Origin of the sequence: Micromonospora sp. NPDC049203, from assembly GCF_043197215.1 — a bacterium.
GTDB lineage: Bacteria > Actinomycetota > Actinomycetes > Mycobacteriales > Micromonosporaceae > Micromonospora.
Window position 1 is genome coordinate 457,470 of sequence record NZ_JBICSV010000003.1, and the last position, 24,452, is coordinate 481,921.

Sequence of the window (24,452 nt, forward strand, 5' to 3'; positions counted from 1 at the left end):
CGCGCCCGCCCGACGCTAGGCCCGCACCCGGGCGTGACGGCCAGCCGCACGCACAGGTTCCGGACGTTGCCGCCGGGCACTGTCAGTGGTCAGCGGTTGACGTAGGCGGCCAGGCCGCCGAGCTCCTCGTTGGCGATGAAGACCGAGCGGACGTTGATGATGGCCTCCTCGACGTGGACCGGGCAGCCCCACGCCGAGTCGCCCCACGAGTCGGCGACCTTGATCTCGGCGGGTGCCGCGCAGCCGTCGCTGCCGCCGAGCTGACACCGCTCGGGGCGAGGGGAGGCGGCCTGCGCGGCGGCGGCGGCGCGCAGCCGGGCGGTGAGTTCCGCGGCGGCTGCGGCGCGCTGCTCCGCCTCGGCCCGCAGTTCCCGTTCCGCCCGGACCACCCGGGCCAGTTCGTCGTGGGCGGCCCGCGCGCGGGCGTCCGCGGCGGCCTTCGCCTCCTCGATGTGGTGGCGTTCGATGGCCAGGGCCGCGGTGCCGGCGAAGACCCGGGCGAGGGCCAGGTCGGCGTCCTGCGGGACGCGCGGGGTGCGGTGGTACATGGCGAACGTGCCGAGCAGGCTGCCGTCACGGGCCAGGATCGGGGTGGACCAGCAGGCGGCGAGCCCCGCCCGCCCGGCCAGATCGCGGAAGTCGACCCAGAACGGGTCGGTGGCGATGTCGGTGACGATGACCGGTTCCCGCCGGTGCGCCGCGGTGCCGCACGAGCCGACGCCCTCACCGGTGGCGATGCCGTCGATGGCCTCGTTGTAGAAGTCGGGCAGGCTGGGCGCGGCGCCGTGGCGCAGGTGCCGGCCGTCGGTGTCGGCGAGCAGGACGGAGACGAGCACCTCCTGCGGCGCGAGGTTCTCGATGCGGCGGGCCATCCCGTCGAGCACCTCGGCCAGGGGGGCCTGACGGGCGATCTGCTCCAGCATGGCGCGGTGCTCGGCCATCAGCCGTTGCGCCTGCTTGACCTGTGTGGTCTCCACTCCGATGACCCGGATCCCGGTCACCGTGCCGGCGGCGTCGCGGCGTGCCTCGTAGGTGAAGTCGAAGAACGTCTCCCGGGCCTGTGACCCGGTGCCCAGCATGATCCGGGCGTCGTGGCCGGTGTAGGACTCGCCGGTGCGGTAGACCTCGTCCAGCAGGGCGATGAAGCCCTGACCGTCCAGTTCGGGCATCAACTCGGCGAGCGTGACCCCGGTGCGCGCGCGCTCCTCGCCGATGGCCGCGAAGAACGCCGGGTTCGCCGCCTCGACCACGTGCGTCGGCCCCGCGAGGGCCGCGAAGACGGCGATGGACTGCCCGAACAGCGTCCGCAGGTCCTCGTCCGCGGCTCGCGCGGCGACCGGTGAACCCACGGTGGTCGGACGCTGGCCTGGTAGCGCCGTCATCCCTGGTCTCCCTCCGCACCGGCGTCGTCGGTCGGCCGGCGGGCCCGCGCCGGTGACCATGGTCAGATTACGGGTAGGGCCGCGCGGCCGCCGTCCGGCATACCGGTGGAACGTGCCGACCGGCCGACTCCGGGCACTTCCTCCGAGAGTGGCTGCCGTTCACATCTTGGCATAGACGCCCGCCTCCGTTACCGTCGTGGGAACGCTCCCATGAACTTAGATACATCTATGTGATCAGGAGGAAACACGTCGTGGCTATCCTCTCGTCCCGCCGCAGGTCAGCGGCCATCAGCGTGGCGGCCGTCGCGGGCACCGCCGCGGCTGGTGTCTGCCTCGCCGTCGGCGGCGCGTCCGCCGGCACCGTGTCCGGAACGCTCTACCGCGACCCGAGTTCGGCGGTCGTCCGCTGGGTCGCCGCCAACCCCGGTGACTCGCGGGCAGCCGTCATCCGCGACAAGATCGCAAGCCAGCCGCAGGCCCGCTGGTACGCCAACTTCAACCCGTCGACCATCCAGTCCGAGGTCTCCGGCTTCGTCGGCGCCGCCAACGCGGCCCAGCAGATTCCGGTGCTGTCGGTGTACGAGATCCCCAACCGGGACTGCGGCGGGGCCAGCGCGGGCGGGGCGCCGGACCTCAACCAGTACCAGACCTGGGTGTCCAACTTCGCCAGGGGACTCGGCAACCAGACCGTCCTGATCATCCTGGAGACCGACTCGCTCGCGCTCCAGACCTGCCTGAGCCCCAGCGAGCTGAACGCCCGCAACCAGGCGCTCACCACGGCGACCCAGACCATCAAGTCGGGGAACCCCAACGCCAAGGTCTACCTCGACGGCGGCCACTCGACCTGGAACAGCGCGAACGACACGGCCAACCGGCTGCGGGCGGCCGGCGTGCAGTACGCCGACGGCTTCTTCACGAACGTGTCGAACTTCAACCCCACCTCCAGCGAGGCCAACTTCGGCCGGGCGGTCATCTCCGCGCTCAACGGCATGGGCATCTCCGGCAAGCGGCAGGTCATCGACACCAGCCGCAACGGGGGAGCCGCCGGTGACTGGTGCGCCGACGACAACACCGACCGGCGGATCGGGCAGTACCCGACCACGAACACCGGCGACGCCAACATCGACGCGTACCTCTGGGTGAAGCCGCCGGGTGAGGCGGACGGCTGCCGCTACACGGCCGGTTCGTTCCAGCCGGACCTGGCCTTCAGTCTCGCGAACGGCGCGCCGAACCCGCCCACCACCGCGCCGCCGACGACCAACCCGCCGACCACGGCGCCGCCGACGACCGCGCCGCCCACCACGGCGCCGCCGACGACCGCGCCGCCCACCACGGCGCCGCCGACCACCCCGCCCCCGGCCGGTAACGGCTGCTCCGCATCGGTCGCGATCAACCAGTGGAACGGCGGCTTCACCGCGAGCGTGAACGTCACCGCCGGCTCCACCGGCATCAACGGCTGGACCGTGACCGTCGCGCTGCCCGGCGGCGCCTCGATCACCGGCACGTGGAACGCCCAGGCCAGCGGCACCAGCGGCACCGTCCGGTTCACGAACGTGGGCTACAACGGGCAGGTCGGAGCCGGCCAGACCACCAACTTCGGCTTCCAGGGCACCGGCACCGGCCAGGGCGCCACCGCCACCTGCGCCGCCTGACCGGAACCGGCACCCGGGGCCCGGCGCGGAGGATCGCTCTCCGCGCCGGGCCTCTCACCTCTCCGCTGCCGTCCGCACCGGAGTCACGAGCCGCCGTGCCCGCCTCAGATTGCGCACCAGCTCCTCCCGGTCCTGGTGCGCGTGGCGGATCCATGCCGGCTGGCCCGGGCCGGTACGCCAGGACTCGCTCAGCGGGCTGTTGTCCACGGTGTCGAAGCCGAACCGGTCGTACAGTCGCGTCACCAGCTCGACCGCCTCCGGGTGATCGCTTGAGACGGACAGCGCCAGCCGGTCCGGCGCGCCGGCGGGCCGGGCCGAGGTCAGCAGCCGTGGCGCCTGGATGTGGGTGAACGCCTTGGCGACCTTCGACGTGGGGAGTTGTTCCTGGCGCAGCTCGTGGACCGTCTTCTCGCCCGAGTCGAGGACCGGGATGTTCCCGTCCCGCCAGACCATGTAGTTGTTCGTGTCCAGCACGACCCTGCCGGCCAGTTCCTCGACCGGCATGTCGTTCACGACCTTCAGCGGTACGGCGACGATCGCGAAGTCGCCCGCTGCCGCCGCCTCCGGCGCGTACGCCGCCCGCGCCGACGGCCCGAGTTCGGCCACCAGGTCCGTCAGCGTCCACGGTCCCCGCGAGTTGGCGATCACGACCCGGTACCCGGCCGCCACCGCCGCGCGGGCGAGCTGGCTGCCGACCTCGCCCGCGCCGATGATGCCGATGGTTGTCATCGTCGGTGCCCGTCAGCGGGCGGCGGTGAGCTGCCGCAGCATCTCGGCCGAGTCGTGCGGGGCGGTCATCTGCGCGAACCGCCCGTCGCTGACCTTGTAGATGGCGTACTCGACGATCTCGAACGAGGCGCCGGAGGGCGGTACGCCCAGCCACTCCTTCACCGGTGTGCCGTAGCGCAGGTACCAGTCGCGGAGATCGTGCTGGGTCATGTCACTGTCCTCTGATGTGCGGACCCCGGCCGGGGTCTCGGTCTGCTTGGTCGGAGTTGCTTTCTCGGAGCGGGTGGCTACCAGCGCAAGGGCCCGAGGTCGTCCTGGAGGGTTCCGGTCGGGCCGTCGGGGGGAAGCGTCGCCAGGCGTACGACGGTCCTGGCGCTCTCCGCCGGGGTCCTGCCGCCGCCGATCGAGGCGGTCAGGTCGGTGGCGGTGTAGCCCGGCTCGACCGCGTTGAACCTGATCCCCGGCTGGGACTTGGCGTACTGGAGGGTGATCATCGTGGCGGCGGACTTCGACGCCGAGTAGAGCGGTGAGGTCAGGTTGTACTCCGGCCGCTCGGGGTCGGTGACCGCCCAGAAGGAGCCGGCGCTGCTCGACACCGTGACCACGACGGGGTTGGACGACCGGCGCAGCAACGGCAGCGCCGCCTCCGTGACACGGACGATCCCGACCGCGTTGGTGTCGAAGACGCGGAGGGCGGTGGGGCCGTCGACGACACCGTTCTCGGCGATGCCGGCGTTGTTGACGAGGACGTCCAGCCGTCCCTCGTCGGCGTCGACGGTCGCCAGCGCCTTGGCCACCGAGTCGTCGTCGGTGACGTCGAGCGGCACGAATCGCGCCCCCAGAGCCGAGGCTGCCTCCTCGCCCCGCCCGGTGTCGCGCGCTCCGACGTAGACGACGTGCCCCAGGTCGAGGAGCTGTCTGGCGGTCGCGAAGCCGATGCCCTTGTTCGCGCCGGTGATCAGGGTGACGGTCATGATCTTCCCTCGCCTTCCCAGTTTTGTACTGATCGGTTCACGGCTCACCGTAGCAGCATTCTGTACCGACCGGTTCGTGGGCTGGGTCACGTTCTGTACCGAGCGGTATAGTCGAGGCATGAGTACTGAGACGCCGACCCCCGGGCGGCCGCGGGCATTCGACGAGCAGACGGTCCTCGACCGGGCCGCCGAGGTCTTCTGGCGGCAGGGCTACGAGGGCGCGTCGCTCAGCTCACTCACCAAGGCGATGGGCATCAACCGGCCCAGCCTCTACGCCGCGTTCGGCAGCAAGGAGGAGCTGTTCAAGCGGGCCTTCGACCGCTACCACGAGACCAACCTCGCGAACGCGCGCGCCGCCCTCGAACAACCGACCGCGTACGCCGCGATCGAAGTCTTCCTGCGCGCCAGCGCCGACAACCTGACCGCCGGGGGCCACCCCGCCGGCTGCCTCTCCATCCAGGGTGGCCTCGCCTGCTCCCCGGAGAATGCCCGTATCTCCGAGATCCTCGCCGCCGGCCGGGCGGCCACCGAGGCCGCGCTCGAGGAGCGGCTGTCCCGCGCGGCGAAGGAGGGCGATCTCCCGGACGGCATGGACAGCCGGGCGCTCGCCCGTTTCGTGATGGCGCTCAGCGAGGGGCATGCCGTCCACGCCGCGGCCGGCGCGAGCCGCGAGGACCTGCAGGCCTCCGTCGACGTCGCCATGCGCGCCGTCGCGGCGCTCCGCCCCGGCGCCGGAGGGTAGCCACCTGGATTCACCCAGCTACTTCTCAGGTGGCGTTTCTGGCTTCCCCGCTCGGCGGCCTCCATCATGGACGCCGTTGATGTCGTTGTGACACAAGGGTTTCACGGTCCGCGTGTCGCGCGTACGGCGGTCGTCGAGGGAGAGGTTCGTGGTGTTCAAGAAGATGCTTGGTGCGTTCGGGGTGGGCGGCCCGAGCGTCGATACGGTCCTGTCCAATCCGAGTACCCGCCCGGGGCTGATGCTGGGCGGGCAGGTGAACCTGACCGGTGGCAGCCACGACGTGGAGATCGACCACATCACCGTCGGGCTGGTCACCCGGGTGGAGATCGACGGCGCGGAGGAGGAGTACGACGCCCTCGTCGAGTTCCACCGCGTACAGGTGGCGGGTGCTCTGCACCTGCGCGAGGGCCAGCGGTTGTCGCTGCCGTTCCAGGTGGCGATGCCATGGGAGACCCCGGTGACCGACCTGTACGGGCAGCGTCTGCACGGCATGACCATGGGCCTGCGTACCGAGGTCGCGATCCGCGGTGCGATCGACAAGGGCGACCTCGACCCGGTGTACGTGCACCCGCTGCCGGCGCAGGAGCGCGTCCTCGAGGCGTTCGGCCGGCTCGGCTTCGGGTTCAAGGGCGCCGACCTGGAACGCGGGCACATCTCCGGCCTGCACCAGAGCCTGCCGTTCTACCAGGAGATCGAGTACTACGCCGCCCCGCAGTACGCCCACGGCGTGAACGAGGTCGAGCTGACCTTCGTCGCGAACGAGCACGGAATCGACGTGGTGCTGGAGTTCGACAAGCGCGGTGGCCTGTTCACCGGCGGCCATGACTCCTACGGCCGCTACCACGTCGCACACGCCGACGCCGACCGCGTCGACTGGGCGGCGCAGGTCGACGCCTGGGTCCGCCAGGCACTCGACGGCTACCAGAGCCGGCACGTCGGCCACGGCTACGCCCCGCCCGCCCAGGGATACGGCACGCCCGGCTACCCGCCCCCGCCGCCCGGCTACGGGCAGCCCGCGTACGGCGCTCCCGGATACGGGCACGCCGCGTACGGCCACCACAAGGACGAGCACCACCACGAGCGGCACGGCGGCCCCGGCATGGGTGCCGTCGCCGCGGGCGTGGTCGGTGGCGCCGCCCTCGGCTTCGCCGGCGGCATGGTCGCCGACGAGGTCTTCGACTCCTTCGGCGACGACGAGAGCGGCGGCGAAGAGGAGTGACTCATGTGCCATCCGCAGTGGACCGGCGGCGACCTGCCGGCGACCTGACCGGCACGAGGTAGCACCGTCTCCGGCGGCCCGGGAGACCTTTCCGGGCCGCCGGCCGTCGGCTGCTCCGCCCCGCCCGCCGGGCCGAAATCCCGACCGGCACCCCGGTCGGCGGGTCGGCCGGGCCGCTGGCACACTGACCCCCCAAAACCGTGACGTACGACGAGGGGGAACAGCCGATGGCTGCGGAGGGCAGCACCAGGGCCGTGGTGACGGCGCTGGCCGCGAACCTGGGCATCGCGGTGAGCAAGTTCGTCGCCGCCGGCATCACCGGGTCCGCGTCCATGCTCGCCGAGGGCGTGCACTCGGTCGCGGACTCCACGAACCAGGCCCTTCTGCTGGTGGGCGGCAAGCGGGCCCGCCGTGCCCCGACCGCGCTGCACCCGTTCGGCTACGCCCGTGAGCGCTACGTCTACTCGTTCATCGTCGCGATCATCCTGTTCACCCTCGGCGGTCTCTACGCCGTCTACGAGGGTTACCACAAGATCAGCGACCCGCACGAGCTGTCCTCACCGCTGATCGCCGTCGCCGTCCTGCTGATCGCCATCGCTCTGGAGGGCTTCGCCCTGCGGACCGCGGTGAAGGAGGCGAACAAGGTACGCGGCAAGCGGAGCTGGGTCTCCTTCGTCCGCCACGCCCGCGCCCCGGAGTTGCCGGTGATCCTGCTGGAGGACGCCGGAGCCCTGCTCGGCCTGCTGTTCGCCCTCTCCGGTGTGGGCTTGAGCGTGCTCACCGGCAACGCCCTCTTCGACGGCATCGCCACCCTCTGCATCGGCGTCCTGCTGGTCGTCATCGCCGTCGTCCTCGCCGTCGAGACGAAGAGCCTGCTCATCGGCGAGGCCGCCCTGCCCGAGGAGGTGAGCACGATCAACACCGAGCTGGTCTCCACCCCGGGCGTCGACCGGGTCATCCACCTGCGCACCCTGCACCTGGGGCCGGAGGAACTCCTGGTCGCGGCGAAGATCGCGATCAGCACCTCAGACCGGGGATCCGACGTCGCCGCCACCATCGACGACGCCGAGGCGCGGATCCGCCGGGCGCTGCCCATCGCCACGGCGATCTACCTCGAACCCGACATCGACCGGCAGCCCGCACCGGCAGCCGCCGCCCCCGGCACCTGACCCCACCCGGCACTCGCGACTCCGCCCGCTCGATCATGGACTTTCGGCCCGGACCAAGCTCGCAAAAGGGGCAAGCGAGGGGCCGAAACCGCAAGATCGCGTGGGTGGGGGTTAGGGGGAGAGGGTTCGGCGGACCGTGCGGGAGCCTCGCATGCGCTGGCGGGGCTGGGCGGGTGCGGTCTTCGGCCGCTTGAGGTGGTAGCGGTGCAGCTCGTTGTTGCCCGGCAGCGACGGGTCCTCGCTCATCGCGACCAGCTCCCAGCCCTGGTCACCGGCCCGGTTGAGGTGGGTCAGCGCGGTGTCGCCGTACGGCGTCACGTCGATCATGGAGCCGTCCGGGCCGTACCAGATGAAGACGACCTCCCACCCGGCGTCGGTGGCGGCGGCCTGGCGGCGGCGGACCAGCAGCGCGTACTCCCACTTGAGCATGCGCTCATTGTGGACCCCCGCGCGCCGGTCGGCACGGATCAGTGTTCGGCGATCCGTCCGTCCGCCACGCGCAGCCGCCGGTTCACGCTCACCGCGTCGAGCATCCGCCGGTCGTGGGTCACCAGCAGCAGCGTGCCCGGGTAGCTCGCCAGCGCCGACTCCAACTGCTCGATCGCGGTCAGGTCGAGGTGGTTCGTCGGCTCGTCGAGCACCAGCAGGTTGACGCCCCGGCCCTGGAGCAGGGCCAGCGCGGCCCGGGTCCGCTCGCCGGGGGACAGCGTCGCGGCCGGCCGCAGGACGTGGTCGGCGCGCAGCCCGAACTTCGCCAGCAGCGTCCGCACGTCCGCCGGTGCCAGATCGGGTACGGCGGCGCCGAACGCGTCGAGCAGCGGCTGGTCGCCGAGGAACAGTCCCCGGGCCTGGTCGACCTCGCCGACCACCACCCCCGGCCCGAGCGCGGCGTGCCCCTCGTCCAGCGGCAGCCGCCCCAGCAGCGCGGCGAGCAGGGTGCTCTTGCCGGAGCCGTTCGCCCCGGTGATCGCCACCCGGTCGGCCCAGTCGATCTGGAGGTCCACCGGCCCGAGCGTGAACCCGCCACGGCGTACCACAGCTTGCCGGAGCGAGGCCACGACGGCGCCGGCGCGGGGCGCGGCGGCGATCTCCATCCGCAGCTCCCACTCCTTGCGCGGCTCCTCGACCACCTCCAGCCGCTCGATCAGCCGGGCGGTCTGCTTGGCCTTCGCGGCCTGCTTCTCGGTCGACTCGGTGCGGAACTTGCGGCCGATCTTGTCGTTGTCGGTGGCCTTGCGGCGGGCGTTCTTGACGCCCTTCTCCATCCACGCCCGTTGGGTGCGGGCACGCGCCTCCAGGCCGGCCTTCGTGTCGGCGTACTCCTCGTACTCCTCGCGGGCGTGCCGGCGCGCCACCTCCCGCTCCTCCAGGTAGGCCGCGTAGCCGCCGCCGTAGTGCTTGACCTGCCGCTGGTGCAGGTCAAGCTCGACGATCCGGTTGACGGTGCGGGTGAGGAACTCCCGGTCGTGGCTGACCAGCACGGTCCCGGCGCGCAGGCCGGTGACGAAACGTTCCAGCCGGTCCAGCCCGGCCAGGTCGAGGTCGTTCGTGGGCTCGTCGAGCAGGAAGATGTCGTACCGGCTGAGCAGCAGCGACGCGAGCCCGGCGCGGGCCGCCTGCCCGCCGGACAGGCCGGTCATCGGGTGGTCCAGGCCGACGTCGAGACCCAGCTCGGCGGCGACCTGTTCGGCCCGCTCGTCAAGATCCGCGCCGCCGAGGTCGAGCCAGCGTTCCAAGGCGTTCGCGTACGCGTCGTCGGCGCCCGCCGCCCCGGCGGTGAGCGCCTCGGTGGCGGCGTCCAGCGCGGCCTGCGCGGCGCTCACCCCGGTCCGCCGGGCCAGGAAGTCGCGGACCGTCTCGCCGGGGCGGCGCTCCGGCTCCTGCGGCAGGTAGCCGACAGTCGCAGTGGGCGGGCTCAGCGCGACCGAGCCCTGCTCGCGGGGGGTAAGACCGGCGAGGGTACGCAGCAGCGTGGACTTGCCGGCGCCGTTCACCCCGACCAGGCCGACCACGTCGCCGGGTGCGACGACCAGGTCGAGGTCTTCGAAGAGGATGCGGTCACCGTGGCCGGCGGTGAGGTCCTTGGCGATCAACGTGGCGCTCATCAGGTGACCGAGCCTACCGGCGGGCGCATCCGGATTACCGTGACCCGCGCCCGCGCCGGCGCCGATCTGAGGGAGACTCACAGCCGTGGTGACCACACTGGCGATCGACTGTGGTGGCGGCGGGATCAAGGCCTCCGTGCTGGATGCCGCCGGGACCATGCGCGCCCGGCCGCTTCGCGTGCCCACGCCGTACCCCTTGCCGCCCGGCCTGTTCGTCAAGACGCTGCTGGATCTCGGCGCCCGCCTGCCCACGGCGGACCGGCTCACAGTCGGCATGCCCGGCATGATCCGGCACGGCGTCGTGGTGGCCACGCCCCACTACGTGACCCGCTCCGGGCCGCGCAGCCGCGTCGACCCGGACCTGGTGGCCGAGTGGTCCGGGTACGACGCGCGCACCGCGCTGGCCGAGGCGTTCGGCGTGCCCGCGCTGGTGCTGAACGACGCCGAGGTGCACGGCGCGGGCGTGGTCGCCGGGACCGGCTGCGAGCTGGTGCTGACGCTCGGCACCGGGCTTGGCAGCGCGTTGTTCGACGGCGGGGTGCTGGCGCCGCACCTGGAGCTGTCGCACGCGCCGGTGCGGTGGAACACCACCTACGACACGTACGTGGGGGAGCCGGAACGGCGGCGCCTGGGCGACGCGTTCTGGTCGCGGCGGATCCGGCAGGTGGTGGACGGCCTGCGGCCGGTGTTCCGCTGGGACCGGCTGTATCTCGGCGGCGGCAACTCCCGGCTGATCCGGCCCGAGCAGGTGGCCCGGATGGGCGACGACGTGGTGATCGTCCCGAACACTGCCGGAATCGTCGGTGGTGTCCGAGCCTGGGAGCTGATCGGCGGCCGGTACGACCCGACCGGCTGATCTTCGCCGGCAGGAACACTCGCGCTCGCGCCGGTGTTGTGCCAGCGTCGGACCTTAGGGCCTGGCGCGACACGAGGGGGAGGTGGGTCGAGTGGATCTTCTGGCGGAGTACCGGCGGGCGACCATGTTCTTCGAAGCGGGTGACCCGACCGGAGCGGCCCGGCTGCTCGAACCGATCATCGAGGCCGAGCCGGACAACTCCTCGGTCCGGCAGCTGCTGGCCCGCGCGTACTTCCAGTCGGCCCAGCTCAACCGGGCCGAGGAGCAGCTGCGCGAGCTGGTCGACCGGGACCCGAGCGACCACTACGCGCACCACGTGCTCGGCCGCACGCTGGAGCGGATGAACCGGCCAGCGGACGCGCTGCGGCACCTGCGCATCGCGGCCGCGATGTACTCGACGAACACCGACTACGCCACCGCGCTGCGGCGGGTGGAGGGCAAGGTCGGTCGTTGACCGATGACGCGGAAGGGCAGCCCGCCCGGGCTGCCCTTCCGCGTACCTAGGATGGGACCGTGAAGCTCAAGCTCGACCTCCACGACATCTACAACAAGGGCCACGACATCGACCGCGCGCTGCGCGGGATCATGGACGAGGCGGTCGCGAAGAAGGCCACGCTCGTGGAGATCATCCCGGGCAAGGGGTCGGGCGCGCTCAAGAAGAAGGTGCTGCGCTTCCTCGACCAGAAGGACGTGAAGCAGCTCTACCACCGGGTCGAGAAGGACTCGAAGAACTTCGGCCGGCTGTTCGTGCACTTCCGCTGGAAGTAGCGGCCGCATACCCCCCTGACCCGCACCGTGGGCCGTTCAGATGGGCCAGGAGCAGGATCATGCCGTTCCCGGCCGTCGTCGGGCTCCGGACGGTCGTCCTCCTCCTGGTCCTCGCTTCTCGGCCGCCATGATCGATGGCCGTTCCGGGGCTTCACGTTAAGGGATCATCCCCCGTATCTCACCGTGTGGTAGTAGGCGGCATAGGGTGAGTTCACATAGCAAGGGCAAAACGATCCCCTCTCGTCCTTCAGGATCGTGCCGCCTTTGGTCAGTGAGCTGTCCCAGGGCTGATAGCCGGAAGCACCCTTGATTCGCAGAGCTGCATTCGTGTTCGGATCGCTTGCCCCAAACGTGGAGCGGGGCATTTTGGTGCTGCGGCCAGTGCCGTTGTACAGCTCGTTTGAAGTCGACGCGGCCATCGAGTTCGGCAGGCCGCAGACCCGCTCTGCAAGCGAGTTGTAGTTGTAGTAGGCCCGCCAGCACCCGCTACCTTCAAACTCAACCCGATAGATCACTGATCCGCCCTTGGATAGCGGGCTCACCTGCCTGCAGCTTGTGCTTTGGCCTGGGAGTTTCCACTCGACATAGAGGCGGTACTCGTTGGTCGGCGTGGTCGGGCAGCCAAGAATTGTGCCGCTGTACCAACCGATCTGCAGCCACGCGTTCCAGACGGACCAATTCGACCCGGTGGACACCATCTGCACGAACCCGTTAACGTGATCAGTGTAGGTCGAGTAGAGCTGTGGATCTTCAGTCGGCGTGGTTATCTGGCCATTTACCCCAATCCACCCGTTGTAGGGCGTGGCGAATGCATAGCAGCCATGATCCTCTTCGGTAGATAAAGCCGTGAGGAGTTCTGCATGATGGTAGGGCCCGTCGCACACGCTGGCGGCACTTGCATCCTCGGGCAGGGGGTGGCTCGGGGCAGGTCCCGCTTCTAGGGCCTGAGCATTGCCATCGCTGGCCGAATAGGCAGATGCTGTGGAGGGGGTGGCGAAGCCGGGGCCGACTCCCAGAATTGTGACGGCAAGGAGAGCCAAGACCTTGTTTGGACGCACTCGAACTCCAATTCCGCTAGGAGGAGACCGAATCCTAGCCGAGTCGCCCCATCTCCGATGCCCCGGTCGTATCGCTGGCCCGCATGCAGCGCCGTCGATCAGTAAACGGTTCGGGTGGCGGGCGGCAACGTGCACCGATTCGCCTCCGCGCGTCGGGCTGCGCGGACTATGACACCAAGATCTGTCGACAGTCTGCGTACCAGGTCGGGAGGCGGGAAGCCCGCTTTGGTCGTCCTTGCCGATAGCCGAGATTAATGCCGCTGGAAGTAGTGGGGCACGCCAGTAGCGTGCCGTGACGTGGGCGAACTCGTCGAAGCAGTCGAGCTGCTGTGGCCGGTCGTCGGCCGCGATCTCGTGGCGATCACCGAGGCCTGGCACTGGTTCGGCGGTCGGCGTGGCGGTGACGGAGTGATGCCGGCAGCCGGCTCAGCCGGCCGTACCCCGCAGGTCGGTGACCAGCCGACGGTATTCGTCAGGCGTGCCGATGGTGGCCCGATGGTCCGGGTGGGCGACGTAGTGGTCGATCACGGATGCGAGGAAGCCGGGCTGGACGTCGTCGACGGGTATCGCGGGGCGGCCCACCAGGCCACGACGCCGTACCAGCGCCGGGTTCGCGATCGTCAACGGCAGCCGCAGGGTGGATTGCGTGTCGTTGCTCGGACCCTCGACGCGCGGCCCTGCCTCCCACGGGATCATCCTCGACCCGAGGAGTCCCATCGTGCGTACGCCGTCCGGGCTGAGCCGCACGCTGTGCCCGCGCCACGCCGTGGCTACCAGCAGCGCGATCAGCGCGAGCCAGAGCAGGCCGATGACGACCTCGGACGTGGTCGCGGTGCCCGCGTCCACGGAACGCAGGTATGAGCCGGCGGTTGCGGAGGACTGACCGAGGAGCCCCAGGGCGAGGAGGACCCGCCACGCCGGGACCGGTGAGGCGAAGGCCGCGTTTCGCGGCAACACCACCAGAGCGGCGGGCCGTGTCCCCATGCGGATGACTGCCAGGATCAGGAGGGTCAGCGCGAGGAGGAGAAGCGGGAGGGTCGACGCCCGCGCCACGTCCGGGGCGTAGCCCATGGCGGCGGCGTTCCCGGCCGCCACCAGCAGGCCCGCGAGTAGGAGGGGACGTCGGTGCCGCACCACGGCGGCCGAGATCGCGTCGATCACTTCCGCGACCCTACAACCGGGGTTCACCCCCGTTCGCTGCGCCGAGATGCGACGCCCTGGTCCGGGCGTCCGCCGAACATCCAGTTGTGCGACTCCACCTGGGCGTACCGGTCGGCCAGCACGGCGCGCGCCTCGTCCGGCCCGGCCGCCCGCACCAGCACCGCCGTACCGAGCCATGTCACGCCGTCGTCGGACAGCAGCGGCCCGTACGCGATCAGCTCGTCCTGTTGCTGCGGAAGCACCGGGCCGCCGCTCTGCTCCGGGCCGAGGCCGAGCACCAGGTAGCGGTTCCCACCGGTCCGGCCGCCGGGGAAGTCCCACATGCTGCGGCCCAGCATGTTGCGCCACCGACGCAGCATCACGTCCCGGTACGCGCCGGCCTGGTAGTTGGGCTCGTCGAAGGCGAACGCCCGGGCGGCGGCGGGGTCGGGCAGGCTCACGATGTGCACGCTGCCGGTGGGCGAGCCGTCATCGGCGAGGGTCGGTCCGCGCGCGATCATCTGCCCCGCGTACCGGTCCATGTAGGACCAGTGTTCCTCGACCAGTTCCTGACGCAGAGCTGCCGAGCCGAGCCGATCGCGGTGGTAGCAGAAGAACTCCATGCCCCGAGTCTCGCGGACGTGGCCCGCCGTCGATCAACGAACGTAGCCACGGGCTCGACTGCGCGTCTGTCACGGTGCTCGGCCTGGGCCCGATGGGTCGCGCGCTTGCCGGCGCCTTCCTGGACGCCGGAATCGCCACCACGGTCTGGAACCGCACGCCCGGCAGGGATCGCGAGTGGCGGTATCCGCACGCGGGATACCGCCACTCCGGCGAGGTGGAGTCGATCAATCGGCGGTCAGAGCGGGTACGTGCGCGCCACCGCCAGCATCTCCGAACTGTGCGAGCCGACCACGCCCACACCCTCCGGCCGAGGCCGGAAGCCGGGCACCCCGGACAGCCCGTCACTGGCGTCCATGGCCCGCACGTTCACCGGCCCGGCCGCCGGGGTCAACGTCAGCGTCACCTCGACACCCTCCGGCGGCGGGGCGTGGAACACGATTCCGAAGCCCCACTTCCCGTCGCCCGGCTCGACCGGCACGCTCCGCCCCGCCACCGTGGCGGACCGCACTGTGGCGGTGCCGGTGTCGACGTGCAGTGTGAGCAGGCGTACCTGCCGCTGCGGCACCACCCGCACGCGCAGCACACGCTGGTCACCGTCGCGAGTGTCGGAGAGCGTCTCCACCTTCGGCGCGGGCAACGGCGCGGCCGTGGCCGGTCCGGCGCGCATCTCGCCGTCGCCCAGCCCGGGGAAGTCGTCGGCCAGCGAGATGCTCCGGTCGACGTAACCGTCGGTCCAGGGCTGCGGCTTCTCCTCGCGAGTCAGCCACGCCGCCTTCCCGGTGCCCGCGTCCAGCGCGTACATCAGGTGGGTCGGCACGGGATGCGCGGCGTCGAAGCGGTCCACCGCCAGGCCGACCCCGGCGAGCACCACCGCCGCCAGCGCGGCGGCCGCGGCGGGCAGCGCGCCGAGCCGGCGCGCGCGCAGCGCGAGCAGGCCGCGCTGGCCGCCGGCCCGGGGGTGCAGCAGGTCCACCACCGGGAGTACGGCGAGGCCGAGCAGCACCGCGACGAGCGCGGCTACCGCGCCCATGCCCATGCCGAGCGCCGGGAACAGCAGCACCACCGGCGGCAGCAGGACCACCACCGCCACCGAGGCGGCGAGCGTCACCGCCACCACCGGCCACGGACCGTCACGCCGGGTGACGAGCGCCACGAGACCGGCGAGCGCGCCGGCCAGCGCCGGCACTGTCGTCAGGTACGCCCCACCGGGCACCGCCACGGCGAGCAGTACCCCGAACACACCGAGCCACGCCAGCCCGCCGAACGCCAGCGCGGCCGGGCCGACGCGGCGGCGCAGCAGCGCGTACCAGCAGAACAGCACAGCGGCGGCGAGCGCCACGACCGCGAGCCGGTACCAGACCGGGCGGTACGGGTCGAGCAGCTCGGCGTACCCGGGCCGGATCGTGGTGATCGCGGCCCAGAGCAGCCACGCGCCGAGCGGCGCCACGACGACCGGCACCAGGGCCAGGCCGAAGCCGGCGGCGAGCGTGCCGGCGGTGGCCCGGCCCCGGCGGCGCAGCAGCCAGCCGAGCGCGCCGACCGCGAGCAGCGCGACCACCGCGAGCGGAAGGGTCAGCCAGCCGGGGTAGCGGACCAGCGCGCCGAACACCGGGAAGTAGGTGGCGTCGTGCCCGGCGCGCAGGTCGCCCAGGTCGGTACGGCCGAACTCGCGGGCCAGGCCGAGCCCGTTGTCGCCGTGCATCTGGAGGCTGCCCCGGTCCACCCGGGTCGGCACGTCGAGCGGGGTGTGGTAGATCGCCCCGCCGTCGATGTAGGCGGAGTTGAGCCCGACGAACTTCCGGTCCAGGAACGCGGTGAAGTCGGTGTCGTTCGGCAGCGCCCGGTAGATCTCCACCGCGAACGAGGTGCCCACCGGGTGCGGCGCGGCCTTGCCGAAGATCTCGACCAGTTTCGCGTTGTCCCGGGACGTCTCGAACATGATCACCGGGCCGGTGGAGCCGCGCGCCTCCAGGTTGAGCACCACCCCGCCGTCGCGGGCGAGCGGGTGGTCGCCGGCGAACCCGGCGGCCCCACACAGGCACGCCTCCTCCGCGTCGGTGAGCACGAAGACGATGTCGTTGCGGGGTCGCGGCCCGGTGGTCAGCGCCCGTGCCACCTCCAGGATCGCTGCGGTGCCGGCCGCGTCGTCGTTGCCGCCCGGCCCGGTCTGCACCGAGTCGTAGTGCGAGACCAGGAAGACCTTCCCGGTCGGGTCGGTGCCGGGCAGCCGGGCCACCACGTTGCGGACCCGGGCCAGCGTCGCCCCGCCCGCCGCGCCGGACAACTGCCCGGCCTCGGGCGCGACCGCGTCCTGTACCTCGGTCTCCAGACCCAGCCCGCGCAGCGTCGCCACCAGGTGTTCGCGTACCCGGTCGTTGGCGGCGCTGCCCGCCACGTGCGGCTCGGCCGCGATCACCTGGACGTTCCGGTACGCCCGGGCGGCGCTGAACTCGCCCGCGGGCGCGTCCGCCGGACGCGGCGCCGGGGTGGCGAGACCGACCAGGACGCCCGCCCCGACGGCGAGCAGCGCGGCAAGGGCGGCCACGGCGGCGATCGGCCGGCGGCGGGGCCTGGTGAACGCGCGGTCGGCGGGGCGGGTGGGGGGTGCGCCCACGGGGACTCCTCGGGGTGGATCTACGGGGTGGGGATCATCCTGCACCCCCGAGGGCTGCGGCGGCAGTCCTCGGTCGGTGCGCTGCCGGTGCGACAACTGTTGCCGCGTAACATCGTGGGTCGACCGTGCCGCTGTGGAGGTGGACCGGTCACACGCTCCGCCGCGCCGGTGCCGGTCGCGTTGTGTGCGACTGTTGTCTGAGTCAGGATCAGCAGGGCATTCGGAAGGAGCCCGACATCACCAGCGAACTCCCGCGACTCGCGGCGGTGACCCGACCGGTCCGGGGGGCCGGTGCGTCGGGTGCCGCCTACGTGCCGTCGGCCGGGGCGGGGCTGCACGGCGGCGTACCGCCGGGCGAGCGGCTGCGGGTGCTGCTGGTCGAGGACGACGAGGGCGACGCCTTCCTGGTCGGCGAGCTGCTCGCCGAGACCAACTCGATGATCGACCTGCTGGTCGCCACGAGTCTCAGCGAGGCCCGGCAACGGGTGATGGGCGTGGACTGCGTCCTGCTCGACCTGGGTCTGCCGGACGCGCAGGGCCTGGACGGGCTGCGCCGGGTGCTGGAGATGGCGAGCGGCGCCGCGGTCTGCGTGCTGACCGGTCGGTCCGACGAGCACCTGGGCATCGTCGCGGTCGCCGAGGGGGCGCAGGACTACCTGGTCAAGGGCCAGGTCGACGGTGTCCTGCTGACCCGGGCCCTGCGGTACGCGGTGGAGCGCAAGCGGGCCGACGAGAACGCCCGCCGGCTGCGCGAGGTGGAGCTGCGCCAGGCCGAGTCCGCCCGCCTGGAGCGCGGCCTGCTGCCACAGCCGCTGATGACCACCGACGAGGTGTCGGTGCACACGTTCTACCGGCCCGGCCGGCACGCCGCGCTGATCGGCGGCGACTTCTACGACGTGGTGCAGACCCAGCCGGACCGCATCGACCTCATCGTCGGCGACGTGTGCGGGCACGGCGTGGACGAGGCCGCGCTCGGCGTCGAACTGCGCGTGGCCTGGCGGGCGCTGGTGCTGGCCGGGGTGCCGGACGACGAGGTGCTGCCCGCGCTGGAGCAGGTGCTGATGAGTGAGCGCCGACTCCAGGAGATCTTCGCGACGGTGGCCACCACCCGGCTCGACCTGGCGTCGGCGCGGGCCACCGTACGCCTCGCCGGTCACCCGCCGCCGCTGCTGCTCAGCGGCGGTAAGGTCGCGCCGGTGCCGGCCAAGGGCGGGCTGCTGCTGGGCGTACGCCCACGCCGCCCGATCGCCTTCGACCTGGAGTTCGACACCGACGACTGGTCCCTGCTGATGTACACGGACGGCCTGATCGAGGGCCGGGTGGACGGCGGGGACGAACGCCTCGACGTGCCGGGCCTGACCGGGCTGCTCGCCGACCCGGCGAACCGGGCGGTGCCGCTGGCCGAGCTGCCCGCCTGGCTGGTCGGGCGGGCCGAGCAGATAAACGGCGGCCCGCTCGCCGACGACGTGGCGATGCTGCTGGTCACGCGGGGCAGCGGACGGTGAGCGCGAGCGCGAAGGGCAACGGGGAGGAACCTGTGAAGGCGTACCAGCAGGGGTGGACCCTGCGGCGGCGGGTGGTCGCGCTCCTCGGCGTGGTGGTGGTGCTGCTGCTCGGGCTGGCCGCCGCCGAGGCGGCGGTCGCCGCGAAGAACCGCGAGAACATCGACGCGGTGCTGCTCAAGACCGGCCCGCTGCGCGTCCAGGCGCAGGAGCTGATGAGCGTGCTGCTCGACCAGGAGACCTCGGTGCGCGGGTACGCGGTGAACGGTGACCGCACCGATCTGGAGCCCTACCAGCAGGGCGTGCAGCGGGAGCAGAGCCTGGCCGCGTCGATCCGCGACCTCTCCGCCGACTATCCGGACGTGCGCCGGTCGCTGGACGTGGTGGAGCGGGAGACCGCGCAGTGGCGGGCCCAGGTGGCCGAGCCGGTGATCACCACTGTCGAGCGGGACGGCCCGGAGGCCGGCCAGGCGCTGATCACCGACGAGACCCGTCAGCAGTTCGACGGCATCCGGTCGGCGGTGAACACGCTCCAGGACGAGATCCTCACCGTCCGGGAGGAGACCGCCGACCGCGTCAACTCGACGAGCAACGCGCTGGTCGTGCTGCTGATCGTCGCCGCGCTGGTGGTGACCACGGCCGGCGTGGTCATGCTGCTCTCGCTGGACCGGATCCTGATCCGCCCCCTGGCCGCCCTGGTCAGCCAGGTACGCGAGGTGGCCGACGGCGACTACCGGCACCACATCGAGGGCTCCGGCCCGCCGGAGTTCCGCCGGCTGGCCGAGGACATCGACCAGATGCGCATGAAGATCGCCCGCGAGCTGGACGAGGTACGCGAGGCGCGGGAGCGCATCGAGTGGGTCAACAGCCAGTTGCAGAAGCAGGCCGAGGAGCTGACCCGCTCCAACCGTGACCTGGAGCAGTTCGCGTACGTCGCCTCGCACGACCTCCAGGAGCCGCTGCGCAAGGTGGCGAGCTTCTGCCAGCTTCTCCAACGGCGCTACGCGGGGCAGCTCGACGAGCGGGCCGACCAGTACATCGCGTTCGCGGTGGACGGTGCGCAGCGGATGCAGCGGCTGATCAACGACCTGCTGGCGTTCTCCCGGATCGGCCGGTTGACCACCGGTTTCACCGAGGTCGACCTGAACAAGGTGATGGGCGACGTGGCGGGGCAGACCGAGGCGGCGTTGCAGTACGCCGACGCGGATCTGACCTGGGGCGAGATGCCGACCATTCGCGGCGAGGAGCCGCTGCTGACCAACCTGCTGGTCAACCTGGTCAGCAACTCGGTGAAGTTCCGCCGGCCCGACGTGCCGCCGAAGGTGCACGTGTCGGCGCGGCTGGTGGACGACGAGTGGGAGATCAGCTGCCGGGACAACGGCATCGGGATCGAGCCGGAGTTCGCCGACAAGATCTTCGTGATCTTCCAGCGGCTGCACTCGAAGGACGCGTACCCGGGCACCGGCATCGGGTTGGCCATCGTGAAGAAGATCGTGGAGTATCACGGCGGCCGGGTCTGGGTGGACACCGACGCCGGGGAGGGCACGACCATCCGGTTCACGCTGCCCGCGCTGGAGGCCGACATCGAGGCCGCCAAGGCGGCGGAGGCGGCAGCGGACGGGGACGCCGCGGACGGGGACGCGGCGGACGGTGCGGAGCCGGCCGAGGCGCCGGCCGCCGAGGGCACCGAGACCGACCCGGCGGGCGCCGGGCGGCAGCCGGACGGCGAGGCACGCGAAGAGTCGCCCGCGGAGGCGGACCGACACGGTACAAACGGTGGCATGAAGGAGACGGTGGGATGACCGCGCCCGCGGACGGCAAGAGCCCGATCGAGGTCCTGCTCGTCGAGGACGACCCCGGTGACGTGCTGATGACCCAGGAGGCGTTCGAGGAGCACAAGCTCCGCAACCGCCTCACCGTCGTCTCCGACGGCGCGGAGGCGCTTGCCTACCTGCGCCGCGAGGGTCAGTACGCGGACGCGGTGACGCCCGACCTGATCCTGCTCGACCTTAACCTGCCCCGGCGCGACGGCCGGGAGGTGCTCAAGGAGATCAAGAAGGACGCGCAGCTCTGCCGCATCCCGGTGGTGGTGCTCACCACCTCGCAGGCCGACGAGGACATCCTGCGCAGCTACCAGCTGCACGCCAACGCCTACGTGACCAAGCCGGTGGACTTCGAGCGCTTCATCTCGGTGGTCCGCCAGATCGACGAGTTCTTCGTCAGCGTGGTCAAGCTGCCGCCGCGTGGCTGACCCGCTGCTGGACGACGTCGGCGCGCTGCTCAAGGAGGCGGCGGCCAAGGTCGTCGTGCCCCTGTTCCGCCGGCTCGACGCGTCAGACATCTCCGAGAAGGCGCCCGGCGAGGTGGTCACCGTCGCCGACCGCGAGGCCGAGGTGCTGATCTCGGAGGGCCTGCGGCGGCTGCGTCCCGGGTCGGTGGTGGTCGGCGAGGAGGCCGTCGCCGAGGACCCGGATCTGCTGCGGCACGTGCGCGGCAGCGGCGACGTGTGGCTCGTCGACCCGGTCGACGGCACCTCCAACTTCGCCGCCGGCCGCCGCCCGTTCGCGTTGATGGCGGCGCTGCTCACCGACGGCGCACCGGTGGCCTCCTGGGTGTACGACCCGCTCGACGGCACGATGGCGGCGGCCCGGCTCGGTGCCGGCACCGAGCTGGACGGCGCGGCGCTGCGGTCGCCGGAGACCGAGCCGCAGGTGGGCGCGCTGCGCGGCACCGCGACGACGAGGTTCCTGCCGGCGGACTTCCGCCGCCGGGTGGAGGAGGGCGGGCGCCGCATCGGCGAGCTGCTGCCCGGCCAGCACTGCGCCGGCCGCGAATACCTGGACATCCTCACCGGCGCGCAGCAGTTCGTGCTGTTCTGGCGCACCCTGCCGTGGGACCACACGCCCGGTGCCCTGCTGGTGCGCGAGGCCGGTGGGGTGGCCCGCCGGTTCGACGGCACCGACTACCACCCGGCCGACGAGGGCCGGGGACTGCTAGTCGCGGCCAGCCCGGAGATCTGGGACGAGGTGAGCACCGCCCTGCTGGGCGGTTGAGCGGCGCTGCGCGACGAGCCCGGCACGCTGCGTCGACGTCTGGCGCCGTACGCCGTCGCCGGCCTGGCGTCTCGCGCGTGGTCCGGTATCGTGACCGGCGGTCTCCGCCAGCAGGCCGCCATCCGGCGCCGGCGGAGACGCCGCTCGGTGTGCGGGGGCCGGCGGTCGACGGAAGGACCATCACGTGCCCAGGACCAGCCCTACCGGCCGGCGCGTCCGGCGGTCGCTGCTCGCCGTGTTCGCCGCGGTGGCCGTGCTTCTCGGCTCCGGCGTGGCCGCCGGACCGGCCGCCGCCGTACCCAGCCCGAACGCCCCGAACGAGGGCGGCAGCAAGCAGCTGCGGGCGGCGCTGGAGGCGGCGGCGAAGGGTCACATCGAGGCCCAGAACAAGCTGGAGAACTCCAAGCGCCGGCAGAAGGCGCTCGCCGCCCAGCTCGCCGACGTCGAGACGCGTCTCGTCGGGCTCAGCGAGCAGGCCGGTGAGGTGGCCGCGCAGTCGTACCGGATGGGCCGGCTGACCGCGACGTCGATGCTGCTCGCCAGCGCCGACCCGAACGACTTCCTCAAGCGCGCGGCCGAGCTGGACGTGATGGCCCAGCGGGACAGCAAGCGGCTGCGGGAGCTGGCCGACGCGAAGGCGCAGGCGGCCGAGGCGAAGCTCGCCATCGACGCCGAGGTGCGGGAGCAGGCCAAGCAGGTCGCGGTGCAGGCCCGCAAGAAGAAGGACGCCGAGGTGGCGCTGGCGAAGGTCAGCTCCGGCAGCGGGTCCGGGTTCAACGGCACCTCCTCCTCGGCGAAGCCCGCGCCGCGCAGCTCGGACGGCTCGTGGCCGTCGGAGTCCTGCTCGGTGGACGACCCGACGCCCGCGTCCGGCTGCATCACCCCGCGCACGCTGCACATGCTCCAGCAGGCCAAGGCCGCCGGTTACAAGCGCTACGCCTCCTGCCACCGCAGCGGCGGCGGCGGCGAGCACCCCAAGGGCCGGGCCTGCGACTTCTCCGCCGCCAGCGGCGGGTTCGAGGACAAGACCGCCACCGGCGGCGACAAGGCGTACGGCGACAGCCTCGCCGCCTGGGCGAAGAACAACGCCAACCGGCTCGGCATCATGTACGTCATCTGGTACCGGCAGATCTGGATGCCGAACACCGGCTGGCGGGCGTACAGCGGCGGCGGCAGCCCGGCCGCGGACCACACAAACCATGTTCACATCTCGATGTACTGACCCGGCCCGCCAGGACCGCTGCGTACCATCGCCACGGTGAGCAGCACATCGTCCGACGTCATGGCGGAACCGGCGGCCGACGCCCCGGTTCCGCCCCGGGCCCTGCCCAACGGGCTCGCCGCGTTCCTCGTCTTCTTCTCCAGCGGTGCGGTGCTGGTGCTGGAGACCGTCTCGTTGCGCCTGGTCGGCCCGTACGTCGGGGTGACCCTCCAGGTGACCAGCTCGGTGATCGGCATGGCGCTCGCCGCGATCGCGTACGGAGCGTGGTTCGGCGGATGGCTCGCCGACCGGCGTGACCCGCGCACGCTGCTCGCCCCGGCGCTGGTGCTCGCCGGCATCGCCACCGCTGTCACGCTGCCGATCGTCAGGTACGCCGGTGAGGTGTTGCGCGGCGGCGCGGCGAGCGCGGTGCTCCTGCTGACCGCGCTGACGGTGGTGCTGCCGGCGGCGCTGCTGGCCGGTATCACCCCGCTCGTGGTGAAGCTTCAGCTCGCCGACCTGCGCCGCACCGGCCAGGTGGTGGGCAAGCTGTCCAGCATCGGCACGCTCGGCGGCATCACCGCCACGCTCGGCACCGGCTTCGTGCTGGTGGCCGCGCTGTCCAGCTCCGTCATCGTGCTCGGGCTCGCTGCCGCGCTCGGGGTGACCGGGCTGGCGCTCGGCGTCTGGCTGCGACGGCAGGCGGGCGCAGGCGGGCCGTCCACACCGAGCCGGGTCAAGGCCGCGCTGGCGTTGCTCGGCCTCGCCGCAGCCGGGCTGACCGCCGCGGCACCGAACCCGTGTGACGTGGAGACCGCGTACCACTGCGCCCGGGTCGAGGTGGACCCGTCGTGGCCGCAGGGGCGCACGCTCTACCTCAACTCGGCCGAGCACTCGTACGTCGACCTGGGTGAACCCACCCACCTGAAGTACGCGTACACGCAGTGGATCGGCCTGGTCGCGGACGTGGCGCGGCCGGCGAGGCAGCCGGTGGACGCGCTGCACCTCGGCGGCGGCGGCTTCACCGTGCCGAACTACCTGGCCGCGACCCGGCCCGGCACCGACAACCTGGTGTTCGAGCTGGACGGCGGGCTGGTCGAGCTGGACCGGCGGGAGCTGGGGCTGCGCACCGGCCCGCTGATGCGCGCCGAGGTGGGTGACGCGCGGGTGCTGCTGCGCGGCGAGCCGACCGACAGCCGCGACTTCATCGTCGGCGACGCGTTCGGGCACCTGGTGGTGCCGTGGCACCTGGCCACCCGGGAGATGGCCGCCGACATCCGGCGGGTGCTGCGCCCGGACGGGATCTACGTGCAGAACGTCATCGACTACCCGCCGGGCCGGTTCATCCGGGCCGAGCTGGCCACCGTGAAGGCCGAGTTCGCGCACGTCGCGCTGATCGCGCCACCGGGCGCGATCGACGGGGAGCAGGGCGCCAACTTCGTGATCGTCGCCTCGGACGCGCCGCTGCCGCTGGACGCGATCCCGCCCGGGCTGAAGCTGCTGCCGGAGCGGGCCGAGCTGATGAACGAGGCGCAGGTGACCGAGTGGGTGGGCGACGCGATGGTGCTCACCGACGACTACGCGCCGGTGGACCAGCTCCTCGCGACCGCCTGAACGGGTGACTTTCCTGACCGATTCCGACCGCTGAGGTGTACCGGGGCCCA

General features: G+C 71.9%; 23 protein-coding genes. 13 read left to right on the forward strand and 10 right to left on the reverse strand.

The annotated features are described in order from the left end of the window. Positions 1-89: 89 nt before the first annotated feature. The gene (locus tag ACGFIA_RS11160) at positions 90-1,382 is read right to left on the reverse strand and encodes a GAF domain-containing protein (protein ID WP_357383377.1); all 1,293 of its coding nucleotides are present in this window, start codon (positions 1,380-1,382) and stop codon (positions 90-92) included. Between the two features lie 251 nt (positions 1,383-1,633). On the opposite strand from ACGFIA_RS11160, the gene ACGFIA_RS11165 reads away from it, so the two are divergent. After that, the gene (locus ACGFIA_RS11165) at positions 1,634-3,034 is read left to right on the forward strand and encodes a glycoside hydrolase family 6 protein (protein ID WP_357383379.1); all 1,401 of its coding nucleotides are present in this window, start codon (positions 1,634-1,636) and stop codon (positions 3,032-3,034) included. Positions 3,035-3,088: 54 nt separating this feature from the next. Here the strand turns inward: ACGFIA_RS11165 and ACGFIA_RS11170 are convergent, their stop codons facing one another. The 3 genes from ACGFIA_RS11170 to ACGFIA_RS11180 form a co-directional block, all read right to left on the reverse strand. Beyond that, the gene (locus ACGFIA_RS11170) at positions 3,089-3,763 is read right to left on the reverse strand and encodes an NADPH-dependent F420 reductase (RefSeq protein WP_393259668.1); all 675 of its coding nucleotides are present in this window, start codon (positions 3,761-3,763) and stop codon (positions 3,089-3,091) included. 12 nt (positions 3,764-3,775) lie between these two features. Further along, on the reverse strand, positions 3,776-3,973 hold the full coding sequence (locus ACGFIA_RS11175) for an ester cyclase (protein WP_357383383.1): 198 nt from the start codon (positions 3,971-3,973) through the stop codon (positions 3,776-3,778). A gap of 77 nt (positions 3,974-4,050) precedes the next feature. Further along, positions 4,051-4,737 (reverse strand): SDR family NAD(P)-dependent oxidoreductase, encoded by a 687-nt coding sequence (locus ACGFIA_RS11180; protein WP_357383385.1) that lies wholly within the window; start codon positions 4,735-4,737, stop codon positions 4,051-4,053. A 118-nt stretch (positions 4,738-4,855) separates the two neighbouring features. Between ACGFIA_RS11180 and ACGFIA_RS11185 the strand changes: the two genes are divergently transcribed. From ACGFIA_RS11185 to ACGFIA_RS11195, 3 genes are all read left to right on the forward strand, one after another. Beyond that, on the forward strand, positions 4,856-5,479 hold the full coding sequence (locus tag ACGFIA_RS11185) for a TetR/AcrR family transcriptional regulator (RefSeq protein WP_357479517.1): 624 nt from the start codon (positions 4,856-4,858) through the stop codon (positions 5,477-5,479). Positions 5,480-5,627: 148 nt separating this feature from the next. After that, positions 5,628-6,698 carry a sporulation protein gene (locus ACGFIA_RS11190; RefSeq protein ID WP_393259671.1) on the forward strand — a complete coding sequence of 357 codons (1,071 nt, stop codon included), beginning with the start codon at positions 5,628-5,630 and terminating at the stop codon, positions 6,696-6,698. Between the two features lie 227 nt (positions 6,699-6,925). Continuing rightward, entirely contained in the window at positions 6,926-7,867 is a 942-nt protein-coding gene (locus ACGFIA_RS11195) for a cation diffusion facilitator family transporter (RefSeq protein WP_357383572.1), read from the forward strand. 111 nt (positions 7,868-7,978) lie between these two features. On the opposite strand, the gene ACGFIA_RS11200 is transcribed toward ACGFIA_RS11195, so the two are convergent. Further along, a complete protein-coding gene (locus ACGFIA_RS11200) occupies positions 7,979-8,296 on the reverse strand; it encodes a hypothetical protein (protein WP_357383391.1) in 318 nt (105 codons plus the stop codon). A 38-nt stretch (positions 8,297-8,334) separates the two neighbouring features. After that, the gene (locus ACGFIA_RS11205; RefSeq protein ID WP_357383393.1) at positions 8,335-9,972 is read right to left on the reverse strand and encodes an ABC-F family ATP-binding cassette domain-containing protein; all 1,638 of its coding nucleotides are present in this window, start codon (positions 9,970-9,972) and stop codon (positions 8,335-8,337) included. Positions 9,973-10,057: 85 nt separating this feature from the next. Between ACGFIA_RS11205 and ACGFIA_RS11210 the strand changes: the two genes are divergently transcribed. The 3 genes from ACGFIA_RS11210 to ACGFIA_RS11220 all read left to right on the forward strand — a co-directional run bounded on the left by ACGFIA_RS11210 (position 10,058) and on the right by ACGFIA_RS11220 (position 11,596). Further along, positions 10,058-10,828 carry an ROK family protein gene (locus ACGFIA_RS11210; protein WP_357383395.1) on the forward strand — a complete coding sequence of 257 codons (771 nt, stop codon included), beginning with the start codon at positions 10,058-10,060 and terminating at the stop codon, positions 10,826-10,828. A gap of 91 nt (positions 10,829-10,919) precedes the next feature. Then, entirely contained in the window at positions 10,920-11,282 is a 363-nt protein-coding gene (locus ACGFIA_RS11215) for a tetratricopeptide repeat protein (protein WP_357383397.1), read from the forward strand. A 59-nt stretch (positions 11,283-11,341) separates the two neighbouring features. Next, a complete protein-coding gene (locus ACGFIA_RS11220) occupies positions 11,342-11,596 on the forward strand; it encodes a Smr/MutS family protein (RefSeq protein ID WP_013288724.1) in 255 nt (84 codons plus the stop codon). A 164-nt stretch (positions 11,597-11,760) separates the two neighbouring features. Here ACGFIA_RS11220 and ACGFIA_RS11225 read toward each other — a convergent pair whose 3' ends face one another. From ACGFIA_RS11225 to ACGFIA_RS11240, 4 genes are all read right to left on the reverse strand, one after another. Continuing rightward, entirely contained in the window at positions 11,761-12,654 is an 894-nt protein-coding gene (locus ACGFIA_RS11225; RefSeq protein WP_357469970.1) for a hypothetical protein, read from the reverse strand. A 426-nt stretch (positions 12,655-13,080) separates the two neighbouring features. Beyond that, positions 13,081-13,815 carry a hypothetical protein gene (locus tag ACGFIA_RS11230; protein WP_393259674.1) on the reverse strand — a complete coding sequence of 245 codons (735 nt, stop codon included), beginning with the start codon at positions 13,813-13,815 and terminating at the stop codon, positions 13,081-13,083. Between the two features lie 23 nt (positions 13,816-13,838). Next, complete coding sequence (locus tag ACGFIA_RS11235) at positions 13,839-14,417, reverse strand: YciI family protein (RefSeq protein ID WP_357383401.1); 579 nt, start codon at positions 14,415-14,417, stop codon at positions 13,839-13,841. Positions 14,418-14,653: 236 nt separating this feature from the next. Then, the gene (locus tag ACGFIA_RS11240; protein ID WP_393259676.1) at positions 14,654-17,032 is read right to left on the reverse strand and encodes a M28 family peptidase; all 2,379 of its coding nucleotides are present in this window, start codon (positions 17,030-17,032) and stop codon (positions 14,654-14,656) included. A 266-nt stretch (positions 17,033-17,298) separates the two neighbouring features. On the opposite strand from ACGFIA_RS11240, the gene ACGFIA_RS11245 reads away from it, so the two are divergent. The 6 genes from ACGFIA_RS11245 (at position 17,299) to ACGFIA_RS11270 (ending at position 24,402) form a co-directional block, all read left to right on the forward strand. Next, complete coding sequence (locus ACGFIA_RS11245) at positions 17,299-18,537, forward strand: fused response regulator/phosphatase (protein WP_357383405.1); 1,239 nt, start codon at positions 17,299-17,301, stop codon at positions 18,535-18,537. Between the two features lie 32 nt (positions 18,538-18,569). After that, positions 18,570-20,336, forward strand: a complete 1,767-nt coding sequence (locus ACGFIA_RS11250) for an ATP-binding protein (protein WP_357383574.1) — start codon at positions 18,570-18,572, stop codon at positions 20,334-20,336. Further along, positions 20,333-20,785 (forward strand): response regulator, encoded by a 453-nt coding sequence (locus ACGFIA_RS11255; protein WP_210896790.1) that lies wholly within the window; start codon positions 20,333-20,335, stop codon positions 20,783-20,785. The genes ACGFIA_RS11250 and ACGFIA_RS11255 overlap by 4 nt, the downstream gene beginning before the upstream one ends. Further along, positions 20,778-21,587, forward strand: a complete 810-nt coding sequence (locus ACGFIA_RS11260; RefSeq protein WP_357383408.1) for an inositol monophosphatase family protein — start codon at positions 20,778-20,780, stop codon at positions 21,585-21,587. The genes ACGFIA_RS11255 and ACGFIA_RS11260 overlap by 8 nt, the downstream gene beginning before the upstream one ends. A gap of 184 nt (positions 21,588-21,771) precedes the next feature. Further along, complete coding sequence (locus ACGFIA_RS11265) at positions 21,772-22,809, forward strand: hypothetical protein (protein ID WP_357383410.1); 1,038 nt, start codon at positions 21,772-21,774, stop codon at positions 22,807-22,809. Between the two features lie 60 nt (positions 22,810-22,869). Next, on the forward strand, positions 22,870-24,402 hold the full coding sequence (locus ACGFIA_RS11270) for a fused MFS/spermidine synthase (RefSeq protein ID WP_357383577.1): 1,533 nt from the start codon (positions 22,870-22,872) through the stop codon (positions 24,400-24,402). Positions 24,403-24,452 lie beyond the last annotated feature (50 nt).